Annotated in this window: 21 protein-coding genes; all 21 read left to right on the top strand. The window is 69.1% G+C overall.

The features are described 5' to 3' along the window. Nucleotides 1-27: 27 nt before the first annotated feature. The 21 genes from BN4251_RS04825 (at nt 28) to BN4251_RS04735 (ending at nt 8702) form a co-directional block, all read left to right on the top strand. Nucleotides 28-258, top strand: a complete 231-nt coding sequence (locus BN4251_RS04825; protein WP_087484012.1) for a hypothetical protein — start codon at nt 28-30, stop codon at nt 256-258. Beyond that, a complete protein-coding gene (locus tag BN4251_RS18230; RefSeq protein ID WP_170931839.1) occupies nt 255-431 on the top strand; it encodes a hypothetical protein in 177 nt (58 codons plus the stop codon). The genes BN4251_RS04825 and BN4251_RS18230 overlap by 4 nt, the downstream gene beginning before the upstream one ends. Continuing rightward, entirely contained in the window at nt 428-1381 is a 954-nt protein-coding gene (locus tag BN4251_RS04820) for an AAA family ATPase (RefSeq protein WP_087484011.1), read from the top strand. Before BN4251_RS18230 ends, BN4251_RS04820 begins: the two co-directional genes overlap by 4 nt. Then, nucleotides 1368-1889 carry a hypothetical protein gene (locus BN4251_RS04815; protein ID WP_087484010.1) on the top strand — a complete coding sequence of 174 codons (522 nt, stop codon included), beginning with the start codon at nt 1368-1370 and terminating at the stop codon, nt 1887-1889. Before BN4251_RS04820 ends, BN4251_RS04815 begins: the two co-directional genes overlap by 14 nt. Next, nucleotides 1886-2233 carry a hypothetical protein gene (locus BN4251_RS04810; protein WP_087484009.1) on the top strand — a complete coding sequence of 116 codons (348 nt, stop codon included), beginning with the start codon at nt 1886-1888 and terminating at the stop codon, nt 2231-2233. Before BN4251_RS04815 ends, BN4251_RS04810 begins: the two co-directional genes overlap by 4 nt. Beyond that, complete coding sequence (locus BN4251_RS04805; protein WP_087484008.1) at nt 2230-2586, top strand: HNH endonuclease; 357 nt, start codon at nt 2230-2232, stop codon at nt 2584-2586. The genes BN4251_RS04810 and BN4251_RS04805 overlap by 4 nt, the downstream gene beginning before the upstream one ends. Continuing rightward, entirely contained in the window at nt 2583-2906 is a 324-nt protein-coding gene (locus BN4251_RS04800; protein WP_087484007.1) for a hypothetical protein, read from the top strand. Before BN4251_RS04805 ends, BN4251_RS04800 begins: the two co-directional genes overlap by 4 nt. 4 nt (nt 2907-2910) lie before the next feature. Further along, nucleotides 2911-3408 (top strand): single-stranded DNA-binding protein, encoded by a 498-nt coding sequence (locus tag BN4251_RS04795; RefSeq protein WP_087484006.1) that lies wholly within the window; start codon nt 2911-2913, stop codon nt 3406-3408. A gap of 131 nt (nt 3409-3539) precedes the next feature. Continuing rightward, complete coding sequence (locus BN4251_RS04790; protein ID WP_087484005.1) at nt 3540-3836, top strand: hypothetical protein; 297 nt, start codon at nt 3540-3542, stop codon at nt 3834-3836. 249 nt (nt 3837-4085) lie between these two features. Further along, a complete protein-coding gene (locus tag BN4251_RS04785; RefSeq protein ID WP_087484004.1) occupies nt 4086-4325 on the top strand; it encodes a hypothetical protein in 240 nt (79 codons plus the stop codon). A 260-nt stretch (nt 4326-4585) separates the two neighbouring features. Then, nucleotides 4586-5011: a hypothetical protein gene (locus tag BN4251_RS04780; RefSeq protein WP_087484003.1), complete on the top strand. Its 426-nt coding sequence runs from the start codon at nt 4586-4588 to the stop codon at nt 5009-5011. Continuing rightward, nucleotides 5008-5223: a hypothetical protein gene (locus BN4251_RS04775; protein WP_087484002.1), complete on the top strand. Its 216-nt coding sequence runs from the start codon at nt 5008-5010 to the stop codon at nt 5221-5223. Before BN4251_RS04780 ends, BN4251_RS04775 begins: the two co-directional genes overlap by 4 nt. A gap of 387 nt (nt 5224-5610) precedes the next feature. Continuing rightward, complete coding sequence (locus BN4251_RS04765; protein WP_087484000.1) at nt 5611-6303, top strand: hypothetical protein; 693 nt, start codon at nt 5611-5613, stop codon at nt 6301-6303. Further along, a complete protein-coding gene (locus tag BN4251_RS18225; RefSeq protein WP_170931838.1) occupies nt 6300-6443 on the top strand; it encodes a hypothetical protein in 144 nt (47 codons plus the stop codon). The genes BN4251_RS04765 and BN4251_RS18225 overlap by 4 nt, the downstream gene beginning before the upstream one ends. Further along, nucleotides 6440-6865 carry a hypothetical protein gene (locus BN4251_RS04760; protein WP_087483999.1) on the top strand — a complete coding sequence of 142 codons (426 nt, stop codon included), beginning with the start codon at nt 6440-6442 and terminating at the stop codon, nt 6863-6865. The genes BN4251_RS18225 and BN4251_RS04760 overlap by 4 nt, the downstream gene beginning before the upstream one ends. Then, the gene (locus tag BN4251_RS04755; protein WP_087483998.1) at nt 6862-7137 is read left to right on the top strand and encodes a hypothetical protein; all 276 of its coding nucleotides are present in this window, start codon (nt 6862-6864) and stop codon (nt 7135-7137) included. Before BN4251_RS04760 ends, BN4251_RS04755 begins: the two co-directional genes overlap by 4 nt. Further along, nucleotides 7134-7346 carry a hypothetical protein gene (locus BN4251_RS04750; protein WP_087483997.1) on the top strand — a complete coding sequence of 71 codons (213 nt, stop codon included), beginning with the start codon at nt 7134-7136 and terminating at the stop codon, nt 7344-7346. The genes BN4251_RS04755 and BN4251_RS04750 overlap by 4 nt, the downstream gene beginning before the upstream one ends. Then, nucleotides 7343-7537, top strand: coding sequence for a hypothetical protein (locus tag BN4251_RS04745; protein WP_087483996.1), 195 nt, complete (start codon nt 7343-7345; stop codon nt 7535-7537). Before BN4251_RS04750 ends, BN4251_RS04745 begins: the two co-directional genes overlap by 4 nt. Before the next feature lie 101 nt (nt 7538-7638). Continuing rightward, nucleotides 7639-8109 (top strand): hypothetical protein, encoded by a 471-nt coding sequence (locus tag BN4251_RS04740; protein ID WP_087483995.1) that lies wholly within the window; start codon nt 7639-7641, stop codon nt 8107-8109. After that, a complete protein-coding gene (locus BN4251_RS18220; RefSeq protein WP_170931837.1) occupies nt 8106-8273 on the top strand; it encodes a hypothetical protein in 168 nt (55 codons plus the stop codon). Before BN4251_RS04740 ends, BN4251_RS18220 begins: the two co-directional genes overlap by 4 nt. Nucleotides 8274-8339: 66 nt before the next feature. Then, nucleotides 8340-8702: a RusA family crossover junction endodeoxyribonuclease gene (locus BN4251_RS04735; protein WP_087483994.1), complete on the top strand. Its 363-nt coding sequence runs from the start codon at nt 8340-8342 to the stop codon at nt 8700-8702. The last annotated feature ends 3 nt before the right edge of the window (nt 8703-8705 follow it).

Below are 8705 nucleotides of genomic sequence, written 5' to 3'. Positions count from 1 at the left end.
CGATCCTCCCGAGTGCTTGGGGGCGGGATGGCTGACGACATGCTCTCCGCGCTGATGGACGCGATCGATCGCCGCGCCGCCGAGGACACCACATCCCTCGATGAGGCACGACAGGCCCGGTCCGCCCGCACCCCCGACATGAACAACCCGCTTGCCCCCGTCTACCAACGCCCCCAACGGCGCACCATGCGCCCGTACCGGGACCCGGTCGGTGAGCAGGCGGTTGGCAACATCCGCAAGAAGGAGAAGAAGCAATGAGCCGTGCACTGCAGTACCAGACCATGATCGGCTGCAACGCCGACCACACGCAGCCGAACAGGCTGTTTCCTGACTCGACCGCGCCGGTGTTCTACCCAGCGGCGTACTTTGTGCGCCGGATGACGATGCTCCGCCTGGGCGCGGACGGCGTGCCCGAGGTGGTGGCGGCATGACGCTCAAGACCCGCCAGCCCACGGGTAAGCCGCCGTGGCCGCACCTGCTGATCGCCGGTGCGTCGAAGGCTGGGAAGACGTACGCGTGCGCTGAAGCGTCCGCGTCCGACCTGATCGACCGGACCTACTGGCTGGGGATCGGTGAACCGGACCCGGACATGTATGGAGCGATCCCCGGCGCGTCGTTCGAGATCGTCGAGCATGACGGGTCGTGGCGCGGTATCGGCCAGGCCCTCGCGGCGATCAACGCACAGGGCCCGTCTCTGCTGGTCGTCGATTCGATGACCCGGCTGTGGGACCTGCTCAAGGACGAAGCACAGGCCGAGGCAACGGCCCGGGCGCGGCGGAAGAACCGCGGCAACCCGGACGAGGCCCGCATCGACATGGATCTGTGGAACCGGGCGAAGGAGCGCCACGCCGCGGTCGTCACCACGATCCAGCAGCACGACGGCCCAGTCCTGATGACAGCCCGCCTCGATGTGGTCACGGCGATGGATGACCGGGGCCAGCCGACGAAGGACAAGGACCTCAAGATCCAGACGGAGAAGAACCTGCCGTACGAGGTCGATGGGGTTGTGCTGATGCCGGAGCGGGGCAAGGCCCGGATCGATGGGCTCCGCTCGATGGTGTGGCAGATCAGTCAGCCCACGGACATGCCGGGGTTCACGGTCGATGGGCTGTGGCGCCGGTTGGGGCTGGGTGAGACCGAGACCGCGCCGGCGAAGCACCGGGAAGTCAAGGGGGCGGAGTCGACCACGGACCAGTCCCCCGCCGATCGGGCGCGGGACGACCTGCGGATCGCGCTGGGCGGCGACAACGCCCGGATGCTCGCCGCAGTGGAGCGGTTCGCCGCCATGACGAACGGTGACCAGCTCAAGACCAGCACGGACGATCAGGCCATCCGGGATCTGATCGAAGCGATGAAGGAGGAGACCCATGCTGCTGCGTGACATCAACCTGCGGTACGCCGCGCTCAAGCTGATCCGTGACGCTGTCGAGGATGCGATGAAGGCGGAGAAGGCCGAGCATCTCGAGGCGCTCGAGGCGTCGGCGGAGGAGTCGGGTGCGAAGTCGTGGAACGTGACTCTGGGCGGGGAGAAGGTCGCCGCGGTGACTCTCGCTCAGCGTGCCGGTGGCCCGAAGGTGGTCGATGAGGACGCCCTCGCGGAGCATCTCGAGGCGGCCCGGCCGGACATGGTCGAGACGGTGAAGCGGCTCAAGCCGTGGGCGGCGAAGGAGATCCTCGCGTCGATCGTGGACGCGACGGAGGACGGTGGGGTCACGAAGGACGGGGAGATCGTCCCCGGCATCGTGATGGTCGAGGCCGGCGCGCCGTACCAGTCGCTCCGCTGGGATGCGAAAACCGACGGCAAGGACGTGGTCGCTGATGCGATCCGTTCGGGTGCTCTGCGGGACCTGCTCGCCGACACGGGCCTGCCGATGCTCGAGCAACGATGAGCACGACGGACATCGTCCTCGAGCTGTCCCGGATCGGCAGGGAGCTGGACGCCCTGTCGACCGAGATCGCTCGCCTGGACGCCGCGTGCGTGGCCGCGTGGTCCGAGCACCGGAAGTCGTACGCCCGCGCGTACATCGGCGGGCAGGGCTCGATCGAGGACCGCAAGCAGGTCGCGGTGCTCGAGGTGGAGGAGCTGCGGGTCGCGGCGGAGGCCGCGGACCAGGTCCACCGTGCCGCGCGTGAGCGGATCCGCGTTCTCCGGGACCGGCTCGAGATCGGGCGTTCGATCAGCGCGGCGCGACGGTCCGAGTTCGCCGCCGAGCCGGTCGGGCAGGCGACGTGAACCGGAAGGGGCAGGCGTACTACCAACGCCAGCGCCGCCGCGCCTGGGAACGGGACGGCGGAGCCTGCGTCGTCTGCGGGCGAACCGCAGAGTCGACCCATCATCGGCAGGGCCGCTCCGGCCCGGACCCTCACCGCCTCGCGAACCTCCTCACCCTGTGTGGTGACGGGGTCCGCGGGGACCACGGCGAGATCCACGCGAACCCCTCCGCCTCGTACGCGTACGGGCGGATGGTGCCCCGCCTCGGGATCCGCACCCCCGAGGACACCCCTGTGCTCACCCGGTTCGGGTGGGTGCTGTACGACAACGACGGCGGGACCACCGCCGCTGAACCCATGAAGGAGACCGCATGACCACCAGCACCATCGTCATCTATGGCGCATCTGACGACCTGATCGAGGTCGACGGAGCCGTGCGTGAGGAGTTCTACCTGCCGCAGAGCGGGTCCGCCGACGTGCTCCTCGTCGCCCCCGACGGAGGATCCCTCGTCGTCAACGTCGGATTCAGCGACCGCAACATCGACAGCTGGCACGTGGCCGTCGAGTCCCACGGGGCGCAGAGCGTCAGCTGGCCGATGCGCTTCGTTCCCCGTCCCGGCGATGACCACGACCCCGCGATCGAGATCGACGCCCCCACCGGCACCACCGTCACCGTCCCCGGGCAGGAGAACTGAACCCATGGCCAACGACACCACCATCACCGTGATCGGCAACCTGACCGCCGACCCCGAGCTCCGCTTCACCCAGTCCGGCATCGCCGTCGCGTCGTTCACCATCGCGTCCACCCCGCGCGCCTTCGACAAGCAGGCGAACGAGTGGCGCGACGGCGAGGCCCTGTTCCTGCGCTGCTCCATTTGGCGGGACGCCGCGGAGAACGTGGCTGACTCCCTCGAGAAGGGCGCCCGCGTGATCGCGCAGGGCAACCTCGTCCAGCGCTCGTTCACGGACCGGGACGGCAACAACCGCACCTCGATCGAGCTGAACGTCCTCGAGGTCGGCCCGTCGCTCAAGTACGCGACCGCGAAGCCGAACAAGGTCGACCGCCGGAACGGTGGCCGTCCGGCTGCTCCGTCCCCGCAGGGCGAGCAGTGGAACGGCGGCGGTCAGGCCGCTCCCGCTGCTGACCCGTGGGCCGGTGGCGGAAACCAGGGAGGCTACGACGATCCGCCCTTCTGACCAGCACTAACGCATGACCGAGGCCTCCGCTGTAGCGGGGGCCTTTCTCGTGCCCGCAGTACAGCCCGGCACTGGCAACGCGACGTTCGAGACGTCAGCCGGGCACTCCCCTACCTGAAAGGAACACTCCCATGCACGACACCACATCATGGCGCACCTGCCCCTGCGACCCGTGCCGGGACCGCACCCGCGCCTACAACCGCAACTACATGCGCAGCAAGCGGAAGGACCCAGCGCCCCGGCTCGTGCCCGCCGATTCTGTGGTCGACCACCTGACCGCTCTGCGGGGCGCGGGCTGGTCCACCCGGGACCTCGCTGACGCGTCCGGTTATGCCCGCTCGACGTTGATGCGGGTCCTTCGGGGTGAGACGCGGCTGGTCCGGTCGGTGATGGCTGAGGATCTGCTGTCGATCGAGGTGGGGTCGTGAGCTGCGCGTACCGGGCGTGCGTTGAGGCGGTGGTGGAGCACGGGGTGTGTGCCCGTCACTTGCTGGTCACGTACGCGGCAGCGCGGCGTGCGGCGGCACTGACTGGGTATGCCCGCTTGAGCGCGGTCACGGCGGAGATGAGAGCGGCATGAGGTGCCCGCACGTCCATCCGATCTTGCGCACCCGATGCACCCGCCCGGCAGGGCATCCACTCCCACACATCGCTGGATTCACAGACAGGAGAACGACGTGAGCCGCTCGCCCGCACAGCTCGCCGCGCTCAAGAACTACCGGGATGCCGAGCAGGCCCGGAGCGCGGACCGAATCGAAGACCTCGAGTTCCTGATCGAGCAGCGCGTCCCCGTGCCCGAGGCTGTGGCCCGAGTCGGATGGACGCTGTCTGCTGCCTCGCGGGTCCTGTTCCGGCGGGGGCATCCGCTCGCCAGGGTGATCGAGCGCGAGAGAAACCGGGCGCGGAGGGCCGCGTGATGGCCACCTGGACCCCTCCTACGGGCTGGGTGATCCCGTCTCAGCCCCGGTCCCCGAAGTGGTCGCCGTACACGGCGCACTACAGCTCGGGCCCGTCCGGAGTGGCGGGGAATGTGCGGGTGCTCTGCGATGAATGGCTGCGCGTCTCCCTCCCGTCCCGCCCTCGTCCCGAGACCCCGTATTGCCTCGCGTGCGCACGACTGATGCCACGCGGGCCTGTCCAGCTCGACATGCTCAAGCTCCTCGAAGGGGTGTCCTGAATGGCGACCGTTGATCGTGAACGGCTCCGCGACGCGGCGGGGGCGGTGCACCTGTACACGCCCTGTCCGGACACTCCTGACCGTGTGACGGGGCATCGGGAGCCGCCGGAGCATCCTCACCCGGACGCGATTCTGCATGCCCGCTGGTCGGGGTGGGGGATCCCGCCGGACGAGACCCGCTCCCTCGAGGACGTGGCCGCGTACTACGCCGCACACCCGAACGGCGAGGGGCACCCCGTGTCCGGGGACGAGACGGTGCGGTTCCGGCGGTGGCGCTCGACGGAGCACTACTGGCCGCGGTTCCGGGACGTCGCGCACGTCCTCTACCCGGGCGGGCGCCTACCGGTCCCCGTCGGCGACGAGCCGGCGCCCGAGCAACACCCTGACCAGCTGACCATCTTCGACGCCCTGGAGGCGATGACATGACGATCCAATACGACGGCCACGGTGCCGTCATCACCGAGACGGTCCACGAGCTCGAGGACCACCGCACCGACCCGCCCACCCTCGAGCAGCCGGGCGAGTCCTGGTGCAGGTGCACGTGTGGCGAGGAGATGGAGTCGCAGGGCTCCGCGGGCGGGCCCGAGCAGTCGATCGGCGAGATGTTCGCGCTCCACCTCGACGAGGTGGCCGCATGAGCACCTGCGACTGCACGATCACCGACTACTGCGGCGCGATCCCTCCGGGGAGTGACACCGGCTGGTGCAACCGCCCCGCCGGGCACGACGGTGAGCACTCCGAGTGCTTCTTCCTCCCCGGTGGCGGTAGGGCGCATCGCGCGCGGAGGTGGGCCTCATGATCCCTCGCGCTCTCCCGCGTCTCGTCACGGACGCGCTCACGAACCGTTGGCGGATCCACCTCAGCGCGCACCCGCCGTGCGTCGGGGCGTACTTCACCTCTCTCGAGGCTGACGAGGTGGAGATTCAGTGGGAGGACGGCCGCTGCACGTATTCGTCCGTCAACGGCTCCCCGACCCCGTACACGCAGTGCACCCGCCTGATCCGATCCCCCGAAGGAGCAACATCATGACCACCACTGTTCGCACCATCTTCTCGATCAACGCCACTGACCGCTCCCACGACTTCCTCGTGATCCGCCGAGGCCCCGCAGGAATCTCGATCGAGGCTCAGAGCCGGGAAGACGAGTGGGAGTCCGCCACGGCGGGACCGTTCACGCCCGAGCAGCTCCGTGCCGCGCTGGACGAGGTTGCTCCTGCCGGGTCCTACACCCGCACCGACGAGGAGGACTGGCAGGCCCGCGCCGAGAAGGCCGAGCAGGAGCGGGGCGCGGCGCGGGTCGCTGGCCGTCTGGCCCTCCAGCAGCGCGACGCCGAGAAGGAGCGCGCCGACGAGGCAGAGCAGGCGCGGGATCACCTCGCCACTGTCCTGGCGACGACGGCACGGCAGCGAGACGAGGCCGACAAGCGCAACGCCCGCCCCCTCACCCCGGACGCGATCGAGTCCGTGCTGCACGACGTCCTCCCACTCTCCACGGAGCACCTGGAGGCCGACGACATTGCGAACATCGCATCCGATCTCCACGCCGCTCTCACCGAGCCGACCCGCCCCGAGGGTGCCGAGCACTGGGAGACGTGGCTGTCCCGGCTCGACTACCTCCACGACGAGACCGGCGCATCACGGGCCGACCTCGCCACCCTTGCGAACGACCTGGCGACCGAGGTCGGCCTCACCCCCACCAGCCCCGAGGAGCAGCCGTGAATGACCCCATCACCGCCCTGATCGCCACGCACCGCGCGGTCGCCGAGCAGGCCCGAGCAGATGGCGACCCTGGCCGCGCCAACTTGCATGACTGGGCCGCGGACCAGGCCCAGCACTTCCGGAAGGAGCAGACCCGATGACCACCGACCCCTTCACCGAGGCCGAGCTGGCGGACTATGCGCGAGCCGAAGCCGAGACCCGGTGGCCCCAACGCAGGGCGGGCCACTACGTCCAGCAGCTCGCCTTCGTGGCCGGTGCCGAGTGGGCGCGTGCCCACCTCGCCGCGCAGGAGGGGCACCGTCGCGTGCGGAAGTACGCCGACGACTGGGACACCTGCACGTGCGGGTACGACGCATGGCCCTGCCGCTCGCAGGAGCCGACCGACGCCGAGGTCGAAGCCGCCGCACGGGCCATCGCGGCGGAGCAGGACAGGCGCATCGGCCTCAAGGCCGGGGTTTGGTGGAGTGCTGAGCGCCGCCGCAATCTTGCCCGAACAGACGCGCGCGCCGCTCTGTCCGCTGCCCGTGCCGCCCGACGAGACGAGACAGGAGACCGGGCATGACGACTGAGCCGTTCACCCCGCACGCCGACTCAATCCAGACCGCCTGGGTGCTCATGTGCCAGCAGTCGAGGATCTCCACGCAGCCGCCCGTTGAGGAACTGGAAGCCGAGTTCGGCCGGTTCCTCGCCCGTGTCCGCCGAGACGCCGCCAGGGAAGCACTCGGCGGGCTGGCCGATGAGGCGATCCACGTCAACTGGGAGATGGACGGTCCCGCGTTCGCCCTCCGCGTTCGGCGATTCAAGAACCGCAAGTACCCCGAGGAGACCCCGTGACGAGAGACGAAATCAACGAGGGCATGAAGCGCCCAGATCAGATCGACCGCACCCACATCATCGTCCGAGAGGACGGCGAGGAGTTCGTGGCCGAATGGGACGGCGAGGAAGTGCGGGCCGGGAACCCGTTCGGCCTCGACTCTGCGCTCACCGACGCGGGGGCACCTCGGCCCCGCTCGCTCTGGCTACTCACCGAGGAGACCCCGTGAAGATGGAAGACCTGTCGGACGATCCGACCGAAGAGGAGATCGACGCCTACCTCGAAACCCTGGACACCACCTGCCACCTGTGTGGCAAGGAGACCTACGGGGCGGCGGGGATCAATGACCGCTTCTACTGCCACCCCGACGAGGGGCCATCCTGCTACGTGCAGGCATCACTTCTAGGAGAGCCAGAGTGACCGTACAGCCCACCCGAGACCAGCTACGAGCACTCGCCAACGCGGCCACCCCAGGGCCGTGGAATCCCCACCCGGCAGGAAAGTACGTCTGGACCGAGGAGTTGGGCGGCATCATCCAGAACTGGTCCGATGACGCCAACGCTGTGGCCGACATGGAGTTCATCGCCGCCGCGCGTGAGGCTGTCCCGGCGCTCCTGGACCGTATCGCTCGCCTGGAAGCGCAGACCAGTATCCGTGGCCGCGCTGTCGTCATGTACCGCGAGAGGGCACGGCAAGCCGAAGCCCGGATCCGTGACCTCACCCAGGACGTGCAGGACGAGCGCGGCGCAGCACTCGATCAGATGGAGCAGGTCCAGATCAGGGACGCACGGATCAAGGCCGTACGGGACGTGCATCGAAAGTGGACCGTTGGCGACCCGTGCGACAAGCGCCGAGGGTGCGGTGGTGCCGACTGCGCACCCCACGTCAACGGGCACGGAGACAAGGTGTGGCGACACTGGCGAGACGACTGCACAGGGTGCGCCGCCGCCTGGCCGTGCCCCACGATCCGCGCGCTGGACGGTGGGGCATGAGCGACGACGAGCTGGCCGAGAAGATCACCGCAGCCGTGATCGACGCGTCCGAGGCCTACCTCGCGCCCGGCCTCATCTCCTACGAGACCGACCAGCTCTACGAGGACACCCGCACCGCCGTCGCGCTGACCATCGCTCAGCACCGAGCCCCGCTCGGCCGCTGACCTCCACCCCCGCAAGGCCCGTCACCCCTCGTAGTGGCGGGCCTTTCTGTTGCCCGAAGGAGGGCCATGCAAGAACTCGTCATCGACATTCCCGCCCCCATGTGGCAGACCTCGAACCAGCGACTCCACCACATGGAGCGCGCACGCCGGACGAAGCACGTCCGCACCCTCGCCGGCTGGACCGCCCGGCAGCTCGAGCCCGTCACCGGCACCGTCCACGTCATGGCCCACATCTCCGCGCCCAAGAAGTCCCGCGCAGACGTCGGCAACACCTACCCCACCGTGAAAGCCGTCATCGACGGACTCACCGACGCGGGTGTGTGGGCGGACGACAACGACGACCACCTCATCGGGCCCGACATGCGCCGCGCAGCCCCGACAGGCACGCCGGGCATGTACCGGATCCGACTCACCATCACACCACTCTGAAAG

It is taken from the genome of Brachybacterium massiliense (assembly GCF_900184245.1).
Taxonomy (GTDB): Bacteria; Actinomycetota; Actinomycetes; order Actinomycetales; family Dermabacteraceae; genus Brachybacterium; species Brachybacterium massiliense.
This window is presented reverse-complemented; position numbering and strand designations above follow the sequence as displayed.

Coding starts and splice junctions, on each gene's coding strand:
- BN4251_RS04820 (WP_087484011.1), top strand. CDS start 428: ATGACGCTCAAGACCCGCCAGCCCACGGGTAAGCCGCCGTGGCCGCAC.
- BN4251_RS04765 (WP_087484000.1), top strand. CDS start 5,611: ATGACCACCACTGTTCGCACCATCTTCTCGATCAACGCCACTGACCGC.
- BN4251_RS04780 (WP_087484003.1), top strand. CDS start 4,586: ATGGCGACCGTTGATCGTGAACGGCTCCGCGACGCGGCGGGGGCGGTG.
- BN4251_RS04815 (WP_087484010.1), top strand. CDS start 1,368: ATGCTGCTGCGTGACATCAACCTGCGGTACGCCGCGCTCAAGCTGATC.
- BN4251_RS18230 (WP_170931839.1), top strand. CDS start 255: ATGAGCCGTGCACTGCAGTACCAGACCATGATCGGCTGCAACGCCGAC.
- BN4251_RS04775 (WP_087484002.1), top strand. CDS start 5,008: ATGACGATCCAATACGACGGCCACGGTGCCGTCATCACCGAGACGGTC.
- BN4251_RS04825 (WP_087484012.1), top strand. CDS start 28: ATGGCTGACGACATGCTCTCCGCGCTGATGGACGCGATCGATCGCCGC.
- BN4251_RS04760 (WP_087483999.1), top strand. CDS start 6,440: ATGACCACCGACCCCTTCACCGAGGCCGAGCTGGCGGACTATGCGCGA.
- BN4251_RS04735 (WP_087483994.1), top strand. CDS start 8,340: ATGCAAGAACTCGTCATCGACATTCCCGCCCCCATGTGGCAGACCTCG.
- BN4251_RS04755 (WP_087483998.1), top strand. CDS start 6,862: ATGACGACTGAGCCGTTCACCCCGCACGCCGACTCAATCCAGACCGCC.
- BN4251_RS04795 (WP_087484006.1), top strand. CDS start 2,911: ATGGCCAACGACACCACCATCACCGTGATCGGCAACCTGACCGCCGAC.
- BN4251_RS04810 (WP_087484009.1), top strand. CDS start 1,886: ATGAGCACGACGGACATCGTCCTCGAGCTGTCCCGGATCGGCAGGGAG.
- BN4251_RS04800 (WP_087484007.1), top strand. CDS start 2,583: ATGACCACCAGCACCATCGTCATCTATGGCGCATCTGACGACCTGATC.
- BN4251_RS18220 (WP_170931837.1), top strand. CDS start 8,106: ATGAGCGACGACGAGCTGGCCGAGAAGATCACCGCAGCCGTGATCGAC.
- BN4251_RS04790 (WP_087484005.1), top strand. CDS start 3,540: ATGCACGACACCACATCATGGCGCACCTGCCCCTGCGACCCGTGCCGG.